Below are 20,130 nucleotides of genomic sequence, written 5' to 3'. Positions count from 1 at the left end.
GCAGGACGCGCTGTCTGCGTTTAGACTTCGCGCATGGCAAAACGATCTTCCTGGGCGGCTCTGCTGGCCGCTGTCGTCATCTTGGTCCCGCACCTAGCGCAGGCGCAGGCTGAACCCCGCGCCGGGGTCAAGCCGAAGCCGCCCGAGGCTCCTGCCAAGCTGCCGAAGATCGGGGCCGACAAGACCAAGGGGCTCGATTTCCTGTTCGGCGCGCTCAAGGCGGCCCCGGATGACGTCAGCGCCAAGCACGTCGAAGCGCGGATCTGGGCGATCTGGCTGCAGACCCCGAGCGACACCGTTGCCTTGCTGATGTCACGCTCGAAGGCCGCGATGGATGCGCGGCAGAACGAGGTGGCGCTGAAGCTGCTCGACTCCGTGATCAAGCTCCGGCCCGATTATGTCGAGGCTTGGAATCGGCGCGCCACAGTCTATTACCTGCAGAATGATTACGGCCGCTCGCTCGCCGACATCCAGCAGGTGCTGCTGCGGGAGCCGCGGCATTTCGGCGCGCTGGCCGGCCTCGGGATGATCATGCAGGATCTCGGCGAGGAGAAGCGGGCGCTGGATGCCTTCCGCAAGGCGCTCGACGTCAATCCGCATCTGGAAAAGGTGCCGGAACTGGTCAAGACCCTGACCGAAAAGGTCGAAGGTCGCGATATCTAGCCGTTCAACAGACCTGCCTGTTCAATGTACGGTTAACCATGCCGGACTCGCCCGCCTTGCTGGTGGCACCGCGCGAGCCTAACTGCCGCTTGACCGAGACCGGTCGGCAGGAGAAGGCACAATGATCCGTGCGGTGCTGACGGCAGCGCTGGTGATGGCCACGGCAACGGCCGTCTGGGCCGAGGATATGTTCTGGGTGGTCGGCAATCGCGCCACCAACAAGTGCGAAATCGTGACCAGCAATCCAGTCGTCACGATCATGGGTGACATCTGGTTCGCATCCGGGCCGTTCAAGTCGCTGGATGACGCCAAGCTCGCGCGATCGACCATCAACGCGTGCCCGAACAAGGACATCACGTCCGAGGATTGATCGGCCCAAGATCCGGCGAAGCCGGGTCGGTCCGTCAGTGGAAGGCGGTGCTGCGGCGCTCTGGCAGGCCGTATTGGACGGCCGCGGCATAAAGCTGCGCGATTTCGGCCTCGAGATGCTCGTTGACCAGCAGCAGGGCCTTCAGCGCACCACGGAGATCGCCATTGCAGCTGGCGACGATCTCGTCGATGGCTGCCTCGCTCGAACGGAAACTCATTGTTACCCCCTCCCAAAACTACAAACTAACGCGCAGGGTTGGTCATCGTTGCTGTGCGCAGCGGGACCTGACTTGACCGCAAGTAATTCATGGCCATCGGCCGATTGCGAGGAAAAGTCCCGACCATGGTTATAAAAAGGCCGACGACGCCATGATGACGGAATCGGCTTGACCGCACGTGCGATTGTGCCGGCCTTCGCGCAACTCTCTCCAAGCGGCGCCGTATCTAGCGGGTGACACGAAGAAAAATCCTAATGATTTCAATAGCAATCGTGGGTGCGATGGGGGCGCTGGCGCTCGCCACGCGGGCCGGTGTGGCGATCGTCGAAAGGCGTTATCCGCCGCAAGGGCAGGCGATCCCTGTTAACGGTGCAACTATCAATCTTGTGGATATCGGCCCTCGCGACGGCCAAAGGCCGCCGCTTTTGCTGATCCACGGCGCCAGTTCAAACCTGGAGGCAATGCGCAGGCCGCTGGGCGATCTGCTGGCGCAGCGGCATCGGGTGCTGCTGGTCGATCGCCCCGGGCACGGCTGGAGCCCGCGCGAGCGGAGCGAGGATTCCACCCCGGCCGCCCAGGCCCGCATGCTGGACGAGGCGTTGGCCCGGACGGGGATCGGTCCGGTGATCCTGGTCGTTCATTCCTGGAGCGGGGCGCTTGGCTTGCGCATGGCGCTCGACTTTCCCGGGCGGGTGGCCGGGCTCGTGATGCTGGCCCCGGTTGCCTATCCCTGGCGCGGCGGGGTGGGCCAGTACAATGCGGCGGTGACGACCCCGGTGGTCGGGCCGCTGCTGGCCCACACGATCACCCTGCCGCTCGGCCTTGCGCTGATGGCTCCAGGGGCGCGCGGCGTGTTCGCGCCGCAGCAGATGCCGGACGATTTCGTGGACCGGACGGCAACGCCGCTGCTGTTGCGGCCGCACGAATTCATCGCCAATGCGCGCGATCTCGTCACCTTGAAGCAGTCGGTGACCGAGCAGGCGGCGCGCTACAGCGAGATCCGGGTGCCGGTGACGATCGTGGCGGGGGACGCCGACGCCACCGTCTCCACCGACATCCATTCCCGTCCGCTCGCCCAGGCGATCTCCCAGACGCGGCTGATCGTGCTGCCCGGGCTTGGGCACATGGTCCAGAATGCGGTGCCTGATCTGGTGGCCAGCGAGGTCGAGCGCCTGGTCGCGGCGGTGGCGCCGGCCGAAGCGGTCGCGCCGTGACCGGGAGCCTGGTCAAGCACCTGGCCCACGAAATGCCTGAGGAACTGGCTCAAGAAGAAGCCCCGACGGGACGCCGGGGCTCGAATCCTCTTTAACCGGTCGGGGGCAGCCAGTTACTGCTTCTGCTTGCCGTCCTTGTCGAAGGACGACACATACGCCCACAGGTTGTTGATCTCGTTCTCGCTCTTGATGCCGGCGAAGGTCATCTTGGTGCCCGGGATCTTGGCCTTCGGGTCCTTGATGTATTCCTTGAACACCGCTTCGTTCCAGGTGATGCCCGAGTTCTTGTTCGCATCGGAATAGTTGTAGTCCGGCACGCTGCCCGATTTGCGGCCGTCGAGGCCGTTGAGTTCCGGGCCCACCTTGTTCTTCGCGCCTTCGCCGATCGCATGGCAGGGCAGGCACTTGTTGAAGGCGGTCTTGCCTGCGGCGGCATCCTGCGCCAGCGCGGCAGACGCCACCGACGACGAGGCAATAACAACGAGCGCAGTCAAAGTCAGTTTCTTCATGGATCAGGCTCTGTGGTTACGAGACAAGGTTTGTACGGAGGTTTGTTGCATGGCCTCCGCCCTCACACAAGTCGCTCGTCCGCTTCCGGTTCAGCATTATCGTCGGCCTGTTTGCGCGGCAGCAAACAGCGAAACCCGGCTTGGCCGCCTACCCAAACCGCCTTGGTTGTGATTGATATGGCGGCACAAATCGTTTTCAGGAGATGCGTGCGATGGCGATCATGATGCCGGAAGCTGATCAGGCGGTGCTGGCACGGCGTGACCAGATCGTTGCTGCACTGCGCGCGATCGTCCCGGGAGAGGGCGTCATCGACAGCGCCGCCGAAATGCTGCCTTACGAGTCTGACGGATTGATGGCCTACCGGCAGCCGCCGATGGTCGTGGTGCTGCCGGAGACCACGGCAGAGGTGGCCAAGGTCCTGAAATATTGCCATGCGCAAGGCATCAAGGTGGTTCCCCGCGGCTCGGGCACGTCGCTGTCGGGCGGCGCGCTGCCGCTCGCCGACGGCGTGCTGCTCGGGCTTGGCAAGTTCAAGCGGATCCGCGAGATCGACTTCGACAACCGCGTCGTCGTCACCGAGCCCGGGGTCACCAACCTCGCCATCAGCCAGGCGGTCGCGCATGCCGGCTTCTACTATGCGCCCGATCCGTCCTCGCAGATCGCCTGCTCGATCGGCGGCAATGTCGCGGAGAATTCCGGCGGCGTGCATTGCCTCAAATACGGCATGACCACCAACAACGTGCTCGGTTGCGAGATCGTGCTGATGAATGGCGAGGTGTTGCGGATCGGCGGCAAATGCGCCGAGAACGCCGGCTACGATCTGATGGGGCTGATCACCGGCTCGGAAGGCCTGCTCGGCGTGGTCACCGAGGTGACCGTCCGCATTCTGCAGAAGCCGGAGACGGCGCGGGCGCTGATGGTCGGGTTTTCCGAGGTCGAGGCCGCCGGCGAATGCGTGGCGCGCATCATCGGCGCCGGCATCATCCCCGGCGGCATGGAGATGATGGACAAGCCTGCGATCCACGCCGCCGAGGCCTTCGTCCATGCCGGCTATCCGCTCGACGTCGAGGCGCTGTTGATCATCGAGCTCGATGGCCCGGGCGTCGAGGTCGACGAACTGATCGGCCGCGTCGAGGCGATCGCCAATGGCTGCGGCTCGACGACCTGTCGCATCTCGACCTCCGAGGCCGAACGCAATCTGTTCTGGGCCGGACGCAAGGCGGCCTTTCCGGCCGTCGGCCGGATCTCGCCGGACTATCTCTGCATGGACGGCACCATCCCGCGCGGCGCATTGCCGAAGGCGCTGGCGCGGATCCGCGAGCTGTCGGAGAAGTACCAGCTCGGCTGCGCCAATGTGTTCCATGCCGGCGACGGCAATCTTCACCCGCTCATTTTGTACGATGCCAACAAGCCTGGCGAAATGGAGCGGGCCGAGGCCTTCGGCGCCGACATCCTGCGCTGCTGCGTCGAGCTCGGCGGCGTGCTGACCGGCGAGCATGGCGTCGGCATCGAGAAGCGCGACCTGATGCCGGACATGTTCACCGAGATCGACCTGAACCAGCAGCAGCGGGTGAAGTGCGCCTTCGATCATTTGGGTCTGCTGAATCCGGGCAAGGTGTTTCCGACGCTGCACCGCTGCGCGGAGCTTGGGCGGATGCATGTGCACGGCGGCAAGCTGGCGTTTCCGGATTTGCCGCGGTTCTGAAAGGGCCACAGACCTCTCCACGTCATTGCGCGGCGCCCTTGCGCCGAAATCTCCGCCGAAGCCCATAGGGCGAAGGCGGAAGCCATCCAGAGTCGCGGGCGGGGCCCTGGATTGCGTCGCTTCGCTCGCAATGACGGAGGAGAGTGTCGTCCTCATCGCATCCACCTCCACGCCGCAGGCACATGTCCGCGATCCCGCGGCGTTTCCGCCCGAGCGATGCCATCGACACCGCCCTTCGAAACCAATCGAGAGGGCGCAGGGAATGCCGGGTGAAGGCCTCACCCATGGCCCGCCTGCAAACAAAAAGCAGGCGGCAGTCACCACAGGTGCAGCCGGTCAACCGGCATTCCCTGCGCGGCAGTCTTAACGCTTATACGTGCTCGCCCCGGGGATCGGCTGTCTTGTCCCCGTCGCCGACGCGACGCGTTGAGGCGTCATCGCCGGCTTGGCCTCAGCACCGGGAGGCCAGGCCCACACGATTTCACGTCCGCGTCGCGATCGTTCGTCGGCATGACGTTAAGCCACGCTGCGACCCCACACGGCCACCGCATCCCCACCTCGCATATCGTGACGACCGCGCGTACGCCCCTCTCGGTGAGGCGGGATGGGGGGAGGATGGCATGATTTCTGTAAAAGCGAAAGAAGAAATTTGGCGCCCAGGAGATGCGCGCTGTTCTGCGTTGAAAATGCGCGCGAAATCAGCTCTTCAGCGCGGCGCGACTCTGCTTGCAGCAGTCGCTGTTGTGCGGTGAGATCATGCAAAACCGCTAAGGTGATTTGCCCGACGCCTCAGTGGGGCCCTTCCGAGGCGTCTTCGTCACGCAGGCCGTGTGAGTCCGGCCGCACGCCGGGCCGCGTCCGTGTTTTATGCACTGGCACCGTAATTCTTCCGCGATGAAGCTATCGATCCGGCGACGCGCGTCTCTGATGTCGGAGAATGTCTTGCCGTTGACCTCTTCGGCCTTGAGCGTCTTCATGAAGCTTTCAGCTTTGGCGTTGTCGAACGGGTTGCCTGGCCTGCTCATGCTGATCGTGATGTCCGCCAAGATCTGGCGATAGGCAATCGAGGCGTATTGCACGCCGCGATCGGAGTGGTGGATCAGGCTGCCGCGCTGCGGCTTGCGGGCCTCGATTGCCCTGTCCAAAGCCGCAATCGCGAGTGAGGCATCGAGCGTGTTGTCGAAGGCCCAGCCGACTGCCTTGCGCGAGAAAGCGTCGAGGATGACGGCGAGGTAGGCGAAGGTCGTGGCGAGATGGACATAGGTGATGTCCGCCACCCAGATCTGGTCAGGAGCGGACGGCACCAGGCCGCGTACGAGATTGGGGACGACGACAATGTCCCTTGGCCGCTCTGCCGGCGGCTTCAGGAATGGCACCTTGCGCTGTGCGAGAAGGTTGTCCTCGCGCATCAGCCTGAGCACCTTCTTTGCATTGACGACCATGCCTTTGCGTCGGATCGTGACCGTCACGCGCCGATAGCCGTAGAGGCAAATGCGCTGGATCTGGTCGCGCAGCTCGCAATCGGCCGTCTCGCGACTGAGTTTGTTGAGATGCCGGTAATAGGTCGCGCGTGGCAGGCCTGCCAGACTGCAGAGCCGTTGCACGTCGGCGTGGGACTCCGTTGCTTCTGATGTCATGGCCTGGATGACTTCGATGATGTGGGTTCGGGTTTGCCTTGCGCTGCCGGCCGCTCCAATGCGCGCAAGGCTTGCCGAAAAAAATCGAGATCCATCTGCTGACGGCCGACAAGCCGTTCGAACTCGGCGATACGAGCATTTGCGCGCGTCAGCGCAGACCTCTTATTGTCATAGGTTGCTGTAGCTTTGAGCTTCCGGGGGCCGGGCTTCGGCCCCGGTCTGCGGTTCAATCCGTCGGGCCCTTGGGCCTTCCAGGCCTTGATCCAGTCGTGCAGGATCTTGCGCGATATCCCAAGCTCGCGGGCCACAGGCAGAACGCCTTCGCCTCGCTCGACACGCTTGATTGCCTTCAGCTTGTAAGCCGTCGGAAACCGACGGTTCTTCCCTCTTGCTGCCACAGGTCATCCTCGGAATGCCTGTCACCGAGATTATCGTGTCTCACTTGAGGGGTGCAGTCCAGCACTGTCACCGTAATCCCCGGATCGAACGACTCAGCATTCGGCGAGAACTGGATCTCGCGCGGCATCTGTCCGGCGTTCACGCCTTGCAGCAAGATATCGCCGAGAGGCTCGCTTGGTGCCGTGACGGGAACGACCCCTATACTGATCAAAACATGTGGAAGGTGATCGACCAGGGCCACGCGGAGGCGCTCCGTTATCTGGGAACGCCAGAATGGGTGATCGCTCTCGTGTACCGGGCAAGAGATCTATCCCATGGAATTCGTCGCTTCATACGGCGCATCGCCGCCGCTTCCGCGCGATGATCGCGATCGTCCGCGTCTCGCCCGTAGCAGCTGGGCCCATCCATGTGCCGTCATTTCGCCGGTCCCGCGCTTGTCGTCCCGCCGGCGCGGGACCAGAGCAGCGCGAGCGGGTCCAGCGCGATTCCGGCGGCGAGGACGATGAAGGCCAGTGTTCATCCGGCAGCGCTCTGCGGGCCACCAGCGGCGTCGAGCGCGACGCCCGTTCCTCAGGCGCCGGCGGCCGACAGGCCGAAGCCGACCGTGGAGTGCAGCGCGAGCGTGGCCCCGCGGTGCTCGCGGGTAGCGGCGGCCGACATAGCATACCCCGAACTCAGACCGCGGACGTCTCCTAAAGTTTGCGCATCAGCATCTGTCCTATCGCCAGTTGGCTAGGCCAATAGTGTGCGTGCTTAGGCAGTTCGTCTTCCGCATCCTGTCGGCGCCGATCGTAGAAGATATGCATCTGCGCACGCGGCAGCCGTTCGGGCTGGGCAAAATTCAGCGATGGGATGAACACCAGCTTCAGCGGCCCAAAGCCAGTAGTCTCCACTATGGGCCTTCCGCATTGCCCGCAGCGGCCACGATTGAGGTTGGGCGGCGGCAAGCGATACTTCTTGTACTTCGCAAATGTGATGTGTCGGGCTCCTTCTAGCACGACATCGCGCGCGCGAAGGACCACCACGTCGGAGAAGGGCTTTCCCGTGAAGGCTTGGCAGATCGTGCAGTGGCAGACGAACCGCGCCTTCGGAGTATCCACTGTATTGAAGTTGCAGGTCCCGCACCCGCAGGATCCGTACATCGCGTGCCGCGAATTAGCAGACATGGTTTTGATCTTCCGCTTGTTTGCGACGACCCGTTGCAGCTTCACAGCTGGGCGCCGTGGTGTTCCTTGCTAGCGGCGCCGGACAACCGCGTAATTTGGAATACGTTTTCCGGCAGCACCTGCACATAGTCGTTCAGACCTCCTGCGCGCATGATCGGATAGGCCTGGGCTGTCTGATAGACGCCGTCTTCGAGCAGCAGCTTGTCGATGTATACGGCGACTACTTCTCCCAGGACCAGCCAGCCATCGACCTTCTCGCCGGCCCGGTTACGAAACTGCACGATGTCGATGACCTTGCACTCCATCGCGGCCCGGCTTTCACCCACGCGTGGAACATTGATAACGCGCCCCGGAACGGCCGTAAGCCCGGCCAGCAGAAACTCGTCCACGTCATGAGCCACCGGCGCAGACGTCTCGTTCATCCTGTCCCCGAGTTCCCGCGTTACGAGATTCCAGACGAACTCGCCGGTCTCGGACGCATTTCGTACGCTGTCCTTCCAGGCGATGGACGAGAATCCGATAATAGGCGGATCGTAATTGAAGGCGTTGAAGAAGCTGTACGGAGCCAAGTTGACCCGGCCTTGCGCGTCGCGCGACGAAATCCAACCGATCGGGCGCGGCGCGACCAAGGCGTTGAGCGGGTTATGTTTCAAGCCATGGCCCTTGGACGGCTCGTAGTAGTGGAAATCCATTGCGGTCATTTGAACTAAGCTTTCTGTTAGGTTGTGCTGGCTGTTGCGCCAGAGAAAGGCGACGGCACTTGGGTTTGCTGGCCTAGCCCGGATTTCTCACAGGAATGAAGCGCATCGGGGCGCGAATCAACGAAAGTGCTTTTGCGAGAAGAACTTTGCGATGGTTCGAGGAATGCCCCGATGCAGACAGAGTGTAGCGCAGAGCGGTTTGATTTTGGAAGGGTGGAAGGCCGGGCTGTGGAGGCAGCGTTTGACGGAGGCTTGGTGACCTCCGATGCGGGAGCCCTTCTTCTGGGTGCCGCGGATCGAGCGATCAATCTTGTCGACCGCTTTGCAGGCTGCTTTCGGTGCGCGGCGACAATCAAGGTGAGAACCCGTATTGCCTCACCCAAGTTTGCTCCCGAGCGGATTTTCATTTTTTCCTGTCAAGTGACGCGATGCCGCGCATCGCGCAATTGTCCTTTCCGGCATGGCAGCCCGATGGCGGCGCGCGCAGGCACCGTCAAGGTTGGCTGTCGGATCGACCTGCAGGTTGGCTCCGAAGTCGACAGGCCACACCTTGACGGTGACGAGCACGACGCCACGCTCGGTCCATCCGGATGGACCTTAGGTTTGCAAACCTGCGGCTGATGTTGGCTCCGGGCGCTGTACATCTGCGGGGCAGTGCGCAGCCAAATTTCGGTTTCGAACGCATCACTGTCCTGGGCGCGGGAACGAGGCCGCCAGCGCTCAGCCGGAGGGAACCTGCTCTCGGCGGCACGCCGTCCGAACATTCCGTCCCATCGGCCTGCCGTTCTCCCATCTCCTTGTCAGAGCTCGACCTTTTTGCCAGACCGGGCTGCACTTTTCGCACATCATGCTCTAGAAGGAGTCCAGCGCCGGTGGCCGCGCGTCGCGCTGGACCGCCTGTCATCATCAACGAGCAAGATCAACAAGCAAGGCCAGCAGCGGTGGACGCCCTCAAAGTACGCAACGCAGCCGATGTGGAGGAGGTGGTCCGCGCGGCCATCGCCAGCGAGCAGCCGCTCGACATCATCGGCCACGGGTCGAAGCGGCAGATCGGCCAGCTCACGGCGACCAATGCCGTGCTGGACCTGTCCGCCCTCAATGCGGTGATCGCCTATGAGCCGAACGAGCTGATCATCACGGCCCAGGCCGGCGCGCCGCTCGCCGACCTCTTGTCGCTGATCGATTCGAAGAGCCAGCAATTCGCGTTCGAGCCGATGGACACCGGTCCGCTGCTCGGACTGCCGGGCAGGGGCACGCTCGGCGGCATGATCGCGGTCGGGCTGGCCGGACCGCGCCGCATCCGGGCTGGCGGAGTGCGCGACCACTTGCTCGGCGCCCACGCCGTCTCCGGCTTCGGGGAGAGCTTCAAGACCGGCGGCAAGGTCGTCAAGAACGTCACCGGTTATGATCTCTGCAAGCTGCTGGCGGGCTCCTGGGGCACGCTCGCGGTCATGACCGAGGTGACGTTGAAGGTGATGCCGCGCCCGGAATCCGAGCGCAGCCTGGTGCTGCGTGGGCTGGATGACCTCAAGGCCAACCGGGCCATGACGGCCGCGTTGGGCTCGCCCTTCGACGTCTCCGGCGCCGCCCATCTGCCGGCCTCGTCGCTCCGGCCCGATGTCGAGGGGCTCGGCCCCATCGGCTCGCCGCGCGAGGCGGTCACCGTGATCAGGCTGGAGGGCATCACCGCTTCGGCCGCGCATCGCGCCGCGTCGCTGGCCAGGCAGCTGTCGCCTTTCGGGCCGGTCGACATCATCGCGGATGAGGCCTCCGCCAGCTTCTGGAGCGCCGTCCGGGACGTGCTGCCGTTCGCGGCCAACGGTCCGCTCGGGGCCTGGCCGGTGTGGCGGATCGTCTGCCCGCCCGTGTCGGGCGCTGCGATCGGACAGGCGCTGACGCGGCCAACCGGCGGGGAGGTGATCTATGACTGGGGCGGCGGGTTGATCTGGGCGGCGCTTCCGCCGCAGCCCGACGCATCGGCGGGCCTGGTCCGTCAGCAGGTGGAGGCCGCCGGCGGTCACGCCACCTTGCTGCGCGCCTGGGACGAGATGCGCCACGCGGTCGACGTGTTTCATCCGCAGCCGGCCGGCGTTGCTGCGCTGGAAGAGCGGGTGCGCGTGTCCTTCGATCCGAAGTCCATTTTCAACCGCGGCCGGATGCGTCGGAGCGTTGCGTCATGAAAACCGAATTCACTTTGGCGCAGCTCGCCGATCCCGATATTGCGGTCGCCGACAAGATCCTGCGCGCCTGCGTGCATTGCGGCTTCTGCACCGCGACCTGTCCGACCTATGTGCTGCTGGGCGATGAGCTCGACAGTCCGCGCGGCCGCATCTATCTGATCAAGCAGATGCTGGAGAAGGACCAGGCGCCGACCGCCGACGTGGTCAAGCATATCGACCGCTGCCTGTCGTGCCTTTCCTGCATGACGACCTGTCCGTCGGGCGTCCACTACATGCATCTGGTCGATCAGGCGCGTGTGCGAATCGAAAAGACCTACACGCGGCCGCTGACCGACCGGCTGCTGCGCCGCGTGCTCGCTTATGTGCTGCCGCGGCCGCGCGCGTTTCGTCTCGCCATGAGCCTGGCGCGGCTCGGCCGGCCGTTCAAGGCGCTGCTGCCCGCGTCCTCGCAGGCCCGAGGGCCGGCGCCGGGCCTGTTGCGGCGGCTCAGGGCGATGCTCGATCTCGCCCCCGCGGCGGCCCTGCCGCCGCCCGGGCCGTCCGGCGGCACCGTGTTTCCGGCGCAGGGGGCGCGTCGCGGCCGCGTGGCGCTGCTGCAGGGCTGTGCCCAGCAGGCGCTCGCCCCCCGCATCAACCAGGCCGCGATCAACGTGCTGACCCGGCATGGCATCGAGGTGGTGCTGGTGAAGGACGAGCAATGCTGCGGTGCGCTGACCCATCACATGGGCCAGGATGCCGATGCGCTGGCGCGGGCGCGCGGCAATGTCGGTGTGTGGAGCGCCGAGGCGAGCGCACGCGGCCTCGATGCGATCCTGGTCACCACTTCAGGCTGTGGCACGGTGATCAAGGACTACGGCCACATGCTGCGCGAGGACCCGCAATATGCGGCTCCGGCCGCGGCTGTTTCGGCCTTGGCGAAGGACATCAGCGAATATCTCGCGGGCCTCGATCTCAAGACCGGGACGGCGCCGCACGGCGACATCGTCGTTGCCTATCACTCCGCTTGCTCGCTGCAACATGGGCAGAAAATCACGAGCATTCCGAAAGAATTGCTTTCCAACTCGGGATTCGTGGTGAAAGATATACCGGAGAGTCATTTGTGTTGCGGTTCGGCGGGGACCTACAACATTCTCCAGCCTGACATCGCGATGAAGCTGCGCGATCGCAAGGTCGCCAATATCGCGACCGTCAAGCCGAATGTGATCGCGGCGGGCAATATCGGCTGCATGATGCAGATTGCCAGCGGCACGACTGTCCCCGTCGTCCACACCGTTGAACTTCTCGACTGGGCGACGGGCGGTCCGCGACCAGGATTGAATTGAAGGATGGGCGCGTGCGGACAGCCGGCCCGTCTCGCCGGATGATGTGATCGATCGGCGGCAACTGGAGGGTTTCTGATGGCGAAGGACAAGAAGGCCAAGAAGGACAAGAAAGAAAAGAAGGACAAGAAGAAGCTGATGGCGCAGGCCAAGGCAGCCAAGAAGGCGACGAAGAAGTCTGCCAAGAAGGCTGCGAAGAAGACCGTAAAGAAAGCTGCCAAGAAAGCGGTGAAGGCTCCCGCCAAGAAGGCGAAGAAGGCGGTGAAGGGCGCGGCGAAGAAGGCCGCCAAGAGCGCGGCCAAGGCTCCCGCCAAGAAGGCCAAGAAATCGGCGGCGACCAAATCGGCGACCAAGGCGCCGGCTGCGCCGAAGAAGGCCGCCAAGAAGCGCGCGCCGAAGAAGGCTCCGCTGGTCGAAACCCCCGAAGTGAACGAGGCCGAAGCGGCGTCCGAGACCAGCTGGGCGATGCCGAGCCCAGCTTCCGAGGAGCATGAGGCCGGAGAGGGGACCGCGTCGGAGAGCTGATCTCTTCGGCCCGTTCTGACGACCGACCAGACCACATGACGAGGCCGCAGCGGCGACGCTGCGGCCTCGTTGTTTGTTGCTGATCGCGATTGGCTCCTCGTCGCGGCGCTCGTCGAATCGTCGCCCGCAATTCTACGGCCGCGCGAATCCGTGACGGAGCCGTCTGTCTCTCACCCCGATTCAGTTGGGACGACGCTGACAGATGCGCATTCATCCTGTGCTCGGGGCAGGTTCGGGGTACCGCGTGACACGAAGACTTGTTGTTCAAATGCAACAGGCGCGGACAACCTGCCGTAGAATTGTCAAATCGCCCAAAAAGGCGGCAGATGCCGCGCTTTTTTGCTTCACCTGCGGCGGGACCCTGGCACAAATTGCGTCCGATAGACGCAGCCGGCCTTGTTTGCGCCCTGGGGGGCCGAATGTCGGGCTGATGTTCGAAATTTGGGTGATGGGGATCTTCATGAAGAAGTTGGCTTTGTTGGCAACGGCGCTGGCAATGATGTCCGGATCGGCTTCGGCCGCTGATATGGCGGTGAAGGCCCTGAAGGCGCCGCCCGCCCCGGCGTTTGATCCCTGGGATATCGCCTTCGGCGCAGCGATCATGAACGACTACGTGTTCCGCGGTATCACCCAGTCGAACCACAAGCCGTCGGTGGCCGCCTATTTCGAGCCGCGCTTCAACGTCAACAAGGATCTGCAGTTCTACATCGGCGTTGCCGGTGAGAGCATCTCCTTCCCGAACCGCGCTGCTGCCGAGATCGACGTCTACGGCGGTATCCGCCCGACCTTCGGCGCCTTTGCCTTCGACATCGGCGTCTGGGGCTATCTGTATCCGGGCGGCACCTGCCAATTCGGCGGCACCGGATTCGACGCCTCTGGTCGCTTCCAGGGCGCAGAGTGCGCCGCGAACGCGCTCGCCAACGGCAACACGATGAAGAAGGACGTCAGCTTCTTCGAAGTGTATGGCAAGATGAACTACACGGTGAACGACAATTGGACGTTCGGCGTCACCGAGTTCTACACCCCGAGCTTCCTGAACTCCGGCGCCTGGGGCAACTACGCTTCGGTCACCGGCAAGTATACCGCCCCGAGCACTGTGTTCGGTTCGAGCGGCGTCGGCATGTACGTCTCCGGTGAGTTCGGCCGTCAGTGGTTCGGCACCACCGACAGCTTCTACGGCACGGCTGCGTTCCCGAACGGCATCAAATATGCCGATTACAACACCTGGAATATCGGCGTCGGCTTCACCTACAAGGTCTTCACGCTGGATCTGCGCTACTCCGACACCGACCTGTCGAAGGGCAATTGCAACGCCTTCACGGGTGACTTCACCGCAGGCGGCACCACCAGCGTCACGCCGATCAATCCGACTGGCCTGGGCTCGAGTGGTGCGGTGCGACTGGCATTGCCAAGCTCTCGGTCGACCTGACGGCGATGACCAACCTGAAGTAAACATCGCTAGGCGGAACGTTTTTTCAAGCAAGGGCGGCAGAGCAATCTGCCGCCCTTTTGCTTGCCCGGCGGTCCGGCTGTTCCTCGCGAGCGGCATCGCGGGCTTGGTCGGTGCGGGGCCGGTCAGACTTTCATTCGCTCAATTGCAGCCCTGGAGTCCGCTGGTCATCTGAGATGCCCAGGCCGGTGGCGAACCTGCCCGACCACGATGACGCTCAACGCGAGGCCGCTCCCGGCGGCTGATTGAGCGAGGCCGAGTGATGATCCAGGGCGGGGCGCACGCGCCATCGGAGGAGGACTGAGCGGCCGGGCTCGATGAAACAGGCGCGGAACATGCGCGCCTGTCGGGGGGGCCGTCTCGTGGTGCGGGGGCGTCGGCGCGGCTACTCCGCGCCACCTGTCGTGGCGTCCGCCGCTGCTGCCGGCGTGGTTGGCCGCAGCGTGAACCGGTCGCCCTCCCGAATCAGCTCGACCTTGCGGTCATGGAAGTCGTGCAGGGTGGAGCGGTGGCCGATCGAGACGACCGTGGTCTGCGGCAGGCGCTCGGCGATCACGCGATAGAGCCGCGCTTCGCTCGGCTCGTCGAGCGAGGCCGTCGCTTCGTCCAGGAACAGATATTGCGGGCCATGCAGCAGGGCGCGGGCCATCCCGAGGCGCTGCTGCTCGCCGAGCGACAGCATGCGATTCCAATGTGCGTCCTCGTCCAGCCGGTCCGCCAGCTGCGGCAACCCGACCGCAGCCAGCGCATCCTTGACCTGCTCGACGCTGAAGCTGTCCGGCGCAGCCGGGTAGACGATCGCGGCCTTCAGCGTGCCGATCGGGAAATACGGGCGCTGCGGCAGCATCATCAGCTTGGCATGCGCGGGGACGCTGATGGCGCCGCTGCCGAACGGCCAGACGCCGGCGATGGCGCGGAACAAGGTCGACTTGCCGGCGCCGGATGGCCCGGTCAGCAGCGTGCGCTCGCTGCTCTTGATGCTGAACCCGTCGGCCGCGATCAGCGGCAGGCCGTTCGGCAGCTTCAGCAGCAGCTGGGCGAGCTCGATGCTGTCGCCGGCATGGTCCACCACGCCGACTGTCTGCGGCTCGCTGGAGAGCGTGGTAGCGCTCTCGATCGACATCTCGAAGCCATCAAGTCGAGCCACGATCGCGCGCCAGTCCGCCAGGGTGCGATAGGCGCTGACGAAGAACGACAGCGCCTTCTGCACGCTCCCGAAGGCCGACGAGGTCTGCAGCATGCCGCCTAGCTGGATCTTGCCGGCAAAATAGGCGGGGGCGGTCAGGATGAAGGGGAAGATTACGGCGGCTTGCGAGTAGCTGGCCGTGAAGGCGGTCAGCCGCTTGGTCCGGCTCATGATGCTGTACCAGTTGTCGATGACGCTGCCGAAGCGTTCCATCAGGCGCCCGCGCTCGGCATGCTCGCCCCGCAGCAGCGCGATCTGCTCGGAATTCTCGCGAACGCGCACCAGATTGAAGCGGAAGTCGGCTTCGAAACGCTGCTGTTGGAACGACAGGTTCACCAGGGGCGACCCGATCCAATGCGTCAGCGCCGTGCCGAAGATGGCGTAGATCAGCGCCGCCCACACCAAATAGCCCGGAATGGCGAATTCCTGGCCGCCGATGGTCAGCGGAGCTGCCTCGGAGAGCCCCCACAGGATCACGACGAACGAGGCCAGTGTGACGATCGAGCTCAGCAGGCCGATCGTGATGCTCAGCGTCTTTTCGACGAACATCTGCACGTCATCGGCGATGCGCTGATCCGGATTGTCGGCTGCGTCGCCCTTGAGCTGCATGCGGTAATGGTTGGCCCGGTCGAGCCATTGGCTGAGATAGACCCGCGTCATCCACTGGCGCCACCGGATCTGAAGCCATTGATTGAGATAGAGCTGGTAGACGGAGAGTGCGACGCTGACGCTCGCCAGGACGATGAAGACGCCCAGCTCCCAGGTGAAGGTGCTCCAATTGCGGTCCTGAAGCGCATTGTAGAACCGATTGTACCACTGGTTCACGAGCACATCGATGGCGACCAGCGAAAGCTCGATGACGATCACGGCCGCGAGCAGGGAGCGGCCGGCGACCTTGTCCTCGGAGCGGAAGTAGGGGATGGCGATCCGCCAGACGGTCGCGAGGGTCGAGCGCAGATTGTTCACAGAAAGGCTGCTCCTGAGAAAAGGGCTTAACGGACTGGACAAGAACGAGAATTTCGCAGTCTCGGTGGGCTGTCTAGACTAAAGTCGTAAGGCCGCCGCTGCCCGCCGGCTTGTCGGTCGCGTGCGGCAAACCGTAGCATGCTGCATACAAGAGACGTCGCCGCCGCTGTCAGATTTCGCGAGAATTTGAGCAGAGTGGGGCGTTGTCGGCTTTGTGATCTCGTTTTTGCGGCTTTCTTGCCCGGCGCGACGGGCGAGCAGACCTGGTCCGTCCCGCCGGAGCTGGTCCAACAACAAGAATGTGGGGGGAGAAGTCACGATGTGGAATCAAATTTACGACCCGTTGGGGAGCCCGGCGCTGTCGACACTGGCGGCGGCCGTGCCGGTGGTGACGCTGCTGGTGCTGATCGCCAGCGGCAAGGTGAAGGCGCATATCGCGGCGATCATCGCCGTGATCCTGACCAACCTGATCACGATCTTCGTCTTCACGATGCCGGCCAACATGTCGCTGCGTGCGACGTTCCTGGGCGTCGTGACCGGCTTCTTCCCGATCGGCTGGATCGTGCTGAACGTCATCTTCCTCTACCAGGTCACGGTCTCGACCGGCCGCTTCGAGCTCCTGAAGCGGGCGATCGGCGGCGTCACCGAGGACCGCCGTCTGCAACTCCTGCTGGTCGCCTTCTCGTTCGGCGCGTTCTTCGAGGGCGCGTCGGGCTTCGGCACCCCGGTGGCGATCACCGGCGCCGTGCTGATCGGACTCGGCTTCTCGCCGCTTGCGGCCTCCGGCCTGTCGCTGATCGCCAACACCGCGCCGGTGGCCTATGGCGCGCTGGGCACGCCGATCCAGGGCCTCGCCTCGGTGACCGGTCTCGACCCCTACATCCTCGGCGCCATGGTCGGCCGTCAGCTGCCGGTGTTCTCGCTGATCGTGCCGTTCTGGGTGATCTGGGCGTTTGCAGGCTGGAAGGGCATGAAGGACGTCTGGCCAGCCATCCTCGTCACCGCCATCTCCTTCGCTGTGCCGCAGTTCCTGATTTCGAACTACGTCAATCCGTGGATCGTCGACATCGGCGCCTCGCTGATCTCGATGGGCGCGCTGATCCTGTTCCTGAAGGTCTGGCAGCCGCGCCAGCTCTGGCTGTCGCCGGCGCTGCGCGGTCGCGACGAATCGGCAGCCACGATGGCGGCGCAAAAGCCGCTCGACCGCACGCCGCTGACCCAAGCCGAGCTGTGGGGCGCGCTGCTGCCCTGGATCATCGTCTGCGTGATCATGCTGATCTGGGGCAACGGCGCCTTCAAGAGCTGGGCGAACTCGATCTTCACCTGGAGCTATCCCGTCCCCGAGCTCGACAAGCTGATCAACAAGATGCCGCCGGTGGCTGCGAAGCCCACGCCTGAAGGCGCGGTGTTCTCGTTCACCTATCTGACCTTCACCGGCACCGGCATGCTGATCGCCGCGATCATCTCCGGCTTCCTGATGGGGGTCGGGCCTGGCAAACTGATCGCCGAATATGGCCGCACCATCCGGCTCTGCGCGATCTCGCTGATCACGATCTCGGCCATGCTTGCGATCGGCACGCTGACCCGGCTGTCCGGTGTGGACGCGACGCTCGGCCTCGCTTTCGCGGCGACCGGCGTGCTCTACCCGTTCTTCGGCACCTTGCTCGGCTGGCTGGGCGTGGCGCTGACGGGATCGGACACCGCCTCCAACGTGCTGTTCGGCAATCTGCAGAAGATCACCTCCGAGCAGCTCGGCCTGTCGCCGGTGCTGATGGCGGCGGCCAACTCGTCCGGCGGCGTCATGGGCAAGATGATCGATGCGCAATCGATCGTGGTCGCCTCGACTGCTACCAATTGGTACGGCCATGAGAGCTCGATCCTGCGCTACGTCTTCCTGCACTCGATCGTGCTGGCCTGCTTGGTCGGCCTGTTCGTGACCTTGCAAGCCTATGTCTATCCGTTCACCGCGATGGTGCTGAAGTAGCGTCGGCGCGTCGCTAAAAAGATCCCCGCGTCGCCCAGGCGGCGCGGGGATTGCTATGTTTGGGTCACATTTGTGCGGGAGCCGTGCGCGTCAATGCGAATCGTGACCGCTGATGGCCGATCGCGTGTCTGGAGTTCGAGGGGGCATGGTGAGATCTGGACTTTTCGCGGCCGGCTCGGTTGCGGTTCTGTTGCTTGCGTCGGTTGTGGCCAGTCCTGCCGCGGCGGATGAGGGCTTTCCGTTCGGGATGGAAATGACACTCGACGCGCTGCCCCAGCCGGGCTCGAAGCGCGTCCCGGATCTCGACATCGGCGACAATGGCGAGACGGTGCTGGAGCTCTGGTGCAAGGGCGGGAAAGGTCAGTTCTCGGTTGCGGGCAACAGCATCATCTTCATCGCCGGCAAGATCGAGGATCGCAACTGCCCTGCCGCACGGGCCCAGGCCGATGACGAACTGATCGCGGCCCTCGGCGCGGCGACGAATTGGAAGCGTCAGGGCGACCTGATCACCTTCATCGGGCCGAAGACCCTGCGCTTCCGGCTCAACACCAATTGAGCCGAGACGACCGTTTCCAAAGTCATATCAATCGGCGTGCAGGCCTCGCTGTCACCCTCCCCTGGAGTGCGAGACCGACATCGCGGCGCCTGCCGTCATGGATCGCGCGCTACTTCCAGACGGAGTTGTCCGCGTCCCAGCGCTTGGCCTTGAAGGCCTTGGCCAGCTCGTCGATGGCACCGCCATCGTCGCGTGTGTCGCCCTCCTCGTCGCCGGAGGATTCGTCGGATAAGACCAGCTTGCCGCCCGCGGCCTCATCGATGGTGGTCGTGGTCGGGCTGCTGATCCACAGCATCAGCGCGTCCGCGCCACCCGGCTTGTCGGCGGAGACCAGGCCGCTGACCTCGATGACATCGGTGAGTTCGAGCGCCGGCATCAGCTGGCTCGGCCGCTTCAGGGTGAGTTTCAGTTTTCCGGTCACCGGGTTCCAGGCCGCGCTGGTCGGCTTCGCCGCGTAAGTCTTGGCCAGCACGTCCGAGATCGCGCTCGCCAATTTGTCCTTGTTGATCTTGTCGCCTTCACGCCAATCGGCAGCGGCAAAGCGGATGGCCCGGTCCATCTCGACCATGCCGGCAGTCCAGCCGGCGGTCACGACGCCGTTCATGGCGCGCGCCTTGGCGATCAGGGCTCCGGCCCGCTCCGGATCGACGGTCATGCTGATGGTCTGTTCGCCCGCCCGCAAGGCGTCGCAGGTGACGTTCAGGCTCGACAGCGAGACCTCGACATCCTGGCCCTTCAGGCTTTTCAGGAAATCGACCACAGCGTCGAGCTTGAGGCGGACCGAGAGCGCTTCAGGCGAGACATCGGTGAAATCCTTCGGCTGCGCGCTGATGCCGTCGTCGCTCGACTGGCTCTCCTGGAACTCTTTCTCGCTGATGTCCGAATTGTCGGTCGACGCCACCTCGGTGACGGTCTTGCCGATCGTGATCTGCCCCCGGAACTCGAACGTGTCGCCGTTCGGCTTGCGCGTCAGCTTGACGGACACCGGCTCCTTGGCGCCGTTGCTCTGGGTGGTGCCGGTCAGCGATTGGCCATTGACCGCGAGATTGACCACGAAGCGGTCCTTGCGGTCGGAATTCTTCGCGGTGGGATAACAGACGTCGAGGGTCGCCCCGGTGACGGTCTTGCCCTGCCGCGTTTCCTTCAGGATGACGTCCGCGTTCCCATCCATCAGGCCGTCGAGCGCCGTGAAGTAGCGTGTCTCGTTGGCCGGGGCCGCCTTGCTCCCGCTCTTGGCCTGGGCCCAACCGAGTTCCGGCGCAGCCGCTGCAATCACGGCAAGCGCAATCAAAATCGCGCGCATCTGAAAATCCTTGTGGGAGCAGAATCGGCGCTAGCTGTAGCGCCGATTTGCGATCGCTGCACCCCCGTCCGGACACTCC

20 protein-coding genes and 2 pseudogenes are annotated in these 20,130 nt (G+C 64.1%); 11 read left to right on the top strand and 11 right to left on the bottom strand.

Annotated elements, in window-relative coordinates:
• The first annotated feature begins 33 nt into the window (after positions 1 to 33).
• Complete coding sequence (locus ACVIJ6_RS04320; RefSeq protein ID WP_456771634.1) at positions 34 to 663, top strand: tetratricopeptide repeat protein; 630 nt, start codon at positions 34 to 36, stop codon at positions 661 to 663.
• A 121-nt stretch (positions 664 to 784) separates the two neighbouring features.
• Positions 785 to 1,033: a hypothetical protein gene (locus ACVIJ6_RS04315; RefSeq protein ID WP_456771633.1), complete on the top strand. Its 249-nt coding sequence runs from the start codon at positions 785 to 787 to the stop codon at positions 1,031 to 1,033.
• Positions 1,034 to 1,067: 34 nt separating this feature from the next.
• On the opposite strand, the gene ACVIJ6_RS04310 is transcribed toward ACVIJ6_RS04315, so the two are convergent.
• Positions 1,068 to 1,250, bottom strand: a complete 183-nt coding sequence (locus ACVIJ6_RS04310; protein WP_012041902.1) for a hypothetical protein — start codon at positions 1,248 to 1,250, stop codon at positions 1,068 to 1,070.
• 254 nt (positions 1,251 to 1,504) lie between these two features.
• On the opposite strand from ACVIJ6_RS04310, the gene ACVIJ6_RS04305 reads away from it, so the two are divergent.
• Positions 1,505 to 2,464, top strand: coding sequence for an alpha/beta fold hydrolase (locus ACVIJ6_RS04305; protein ID WP_456771632.1), 960 nt, complete (start codon positions 1,505 to 1,507; stop codon positions 2,462 to 2,464).
• A 113-nt stretch (positions 2,465 to 2,577) separates the two neighbouring features.
• On the opposite strand, the gene cycA is transcribed toward ACVIJ6_RS04305, so the two are convergent.
• Complete coding sequence (gene cycA / locus ACVIJ6_RS04300) at positions 2,578 to 2,973, bottom strand: cytochrome c-550 CycA (protein WP_456771631.1); 396 nt, start codon at positions 2,971 to 2,973, stop codon at positions 2,578 to 2,580.
• A 212-nt stretch (positions 2,974 to 3,185) separates the two neighbouring features.
• Between cycA and ACVIJ6_RS04295 the strand changes: the two genes are divergently transcribed.
• Positions 3,186 to 4,679 (top strand): FAD-linked oxidase C-terminal domain-containing protein, encoded by a 1,494-nt coding sequence (locus ACVIJ6_RS04295; protein WP_456771630.1) that lies wholly within the window; start codon positions 3,186 to 3,188, stop codon positions 4,677 to 4,679.
• Positions 4,680 to 5,446: 767 nt separating this feature from the next.
• Here the strand turns inward: ACVIJ6_RS04295 and ACVIJ6_RS04290 are convergent.
• The 6 genes and pseudogenes from ACVIJ6_RS04290 to ACVIJ6_RS04265 all read right to left on the bottom strand — a co-directional run bounded on the left by ACVIJ6_RS04290 (position 5,447) and on the right by ACVIJ6_RS04265 (position 8,582).
• Positions 5,447 to 6,316, bottom strand: coding sequence for an IS3 family transposase (locus ACVIJ6_RS04290; protein ID WP_456771629.1), 870 nt, complete (start codon positions 6,314 to 6,316; stop codon positions 5,447 to 5,449).
• Complete coding sequence (locus tag ACVIJ6_RS04285; RefSeq protein WP_456771628.1) at positions 6,313 to 6,714, bottom strand: transposase; 402 nt, start codon at positions 6,712 to 6,714, stop codon at positions 6,313 to 6,315. The genes ACVIJ6_RS04290 and ACVIJ6_RS04285 overlap by 4 nt, the downstream gene beginning before the upstream one ends.
• Positions 6,666 to 6,956, bottom strand: a complete 291-nt coding sequence (locus ACVIJ6_RS04280) for a hypothetical protein (protein ID WP_456771627.1) — start codon at positions 6,954 to 6,956, stop codon at positions 6,666 to 6,668. The genes ACVIJ6_RS04285 and ACVIJ6_RS04280 overlap by 49 nt, the downstream gene beginning before the upstream one ends.
• Positions 6,957 to 7,129: 173 nt before the next feature.
• Positions 7,130 to 7,375, bottom strand: a pseudogene (locus ACVIJ6_RS04275) (MFS transporter); the annotation flags it as partial.
• A 32-nt stretch (positions 7,376 to 7,407) separates the two neighbouring features.
• On the bottom strand, positions 7,408 to 7,881 hold the full coding sequence (locus ACVIJ6_RS04270) for a GFA family protein (RefSeq protein WP_456771626.1): 474 nt from the start codon (positions 7,879 to 7,881) through the stop codon (positions 7,408 to 7,410).
• Positions 7,882 to 7,922: 41 nt separating this feature from the next.
• Positions 7,923 to 8,582: a flavin reductase family protein gene (locus ACVIJ6_RS04265; RefSeq protein WP_456771625.1), complete on the bottom strand. Its 660-nt coding sequence runs from the start codon at positions 8,580 to 8,582 to the stop codon at positions 7,923 to 7,925.
• A gap of 255 nt (positions 8,583 to 8,837) precedes the next feature.
• Here ACVIJ6_RS04265 and ACVIJ6_RS04260 point away from each other — a divergent pair, with 255 nt between their 5' ends.
• From ACVIJ6_RS04260 to ACVIJ6_RS04245, 4 genes are all read left to right on the top strand, one after another.
• Positions 8,838 to 9,203, top strand: coding sequence for a hypothetical protein (locus ACVIJ6_RS04260; protein ID WP_456771624.1), 366 nt, complete (start codon positions 8,838 to 8,840; stop codon positions 9,201 to 9,203).
• A 320-nt stretch (positions 9,204 to 9,523) separates the two neighbouring features.
• Positions 9,524 to 10,762 (top strand): FAD-binding protein, encoded by a 1,239-nt coding sequence (locus ACVIJ6_RS04255; RefSeq protein WP_456771623.1) that lies wholly within the window; start codon positions 9,524 to 9,526, stop codon positions 10,760 to 10,762.
• The gene (gene glcF, locus ACVIJ6_RS04250) at positions 10,759 to 12,084 is read left to right on the top strand and encodes a glycolate oxidase subunit GlcF (RefSeq protein ID WP_456771622.1); all 1,326 of its coding nucleotides are present in this window, start codon (positions 10,759 to 10,761) and stop codon (positions 12,082 to 12,084) included. Before ACVIJ6_RS04255 ends, glcF begins: the two co-directional genes overlap by 4 nt.
• A 75-nt stretch (positions 12,085 to 12,159) precedes the next feature.
• Positions 12,160 to 12,606, top strand: coding sequence for a hypothetical protein (locus tag ACVIJ6_RS04245; RefSeq protein WP_456771621.1), 447 nt, complete (start codon positions 12,160 to 12,162; stop codon positions 12,604 to 12,606).
• Positions 12,607 to 12,870: 264 nt separating this feature from the next.
• On the opposite strand, the gene ACVIJ6_RS04240 is transcribed toward ACVIJ6_RS04245, so the two are convergent.
• The gene (locus ACVIJ6_RS04240) at positions 12,871 to 13,209 is read right to left on the bottom strand and encodes a hypothetical protein (protein WP_456777179.1); all 339 of its coding nucleotides are present in this window, start codon (positions 13,207 to 13,209) and stop codon (positions 12,871 to 12,873) included.
• Here ACVIJ6_RS04240 and ACVIJ6_RS04235 point away from each other — a divergent pair.
• Positions 13,103 to 14,058 (top strand): annotated as a pseudogene (locus tag ACVIJ6_RS04235) (TorF family putative porin). The gene ACVIJ6_RS04240 and the pseudogene ACVIJ6_RS04235 overlap by 107 nt on opposite strands.
• A 383-nt stretch (positions 14,059 to 14,441) precedes the next feature.
• Here ACVIJ6_RS04235 and ACVIJ6_RS04230 read toward each other — a convergent pair.
• Positions 14,442 to 16,208, bottom strand: coding sequence for an ABC transporter ATP-binding protein/permease (locus ACVIJ6_RS04230; protein WP_456771620.1), 1,767 nt, complete (start codon positions 16,206 to 16,208; stop codon positions 14,442 to 14,444).
• Between the two features lie 319 nt (positions 16,209 to 16,527).
• Between ACVIJ6_RS04230 and ACVIJ6_RS04225 the strand changes: the two genes are divergently transcribed.
• Both ACVIJ6_RS04225 and ACVIJ6_RS04220 read left to right on the top strand, forming a co-directional pair.
• Complete coding sequence (locus ACVIJ6_RS04225; protein ID WP_456771619.1) at positions 16,528 to 18,192, top strand: L-lactate permease; 1,665 nt, start codon at positions 16,528 to 16,530, stop codon at positions 18,190 to 18,192.
• A 145-nt stretch (positions 18,193 to 18,337) separates the two neighbouring features.
• Complete coding sequence (locus tag ACVIJ6_RS04220) at positions 18,338 to 18,748, top strand: META domain-containing protein (protein ID WP_456771618.1); 411 nt, start codon at positions 18,338 to 18,340, stop codon at positions 18,746 to 18,748.
• Between the two features lie 109 nt (positions 18,749 to 18,857).
• On the opposite strand, the gene ACVIJ6_RS04215 is transcribed toward ACVIJ6_RS04220, so the two are convergent.
• Positions 18,858 to 20,051, bottom strand: coding sequence for a hypothetical protein (locus ACVIJ6_RS04215; protein ID WP_456771617.1), 1,194 nt, complete (start codon positions 20,049 to 20,051; stop codon positions 18,858 to 18,860).
• Positions 20,052 to 20,130 lie beyond the last annotated feature (79 nt).

The organism is Bradyrhizobium sp. USDA 4369, from assembly GCF_054056435.1.
Note: the sequence above shows the minus strand (reverse complement) of the source record. Positions and strands in the feature narration are given on the sequence as shown.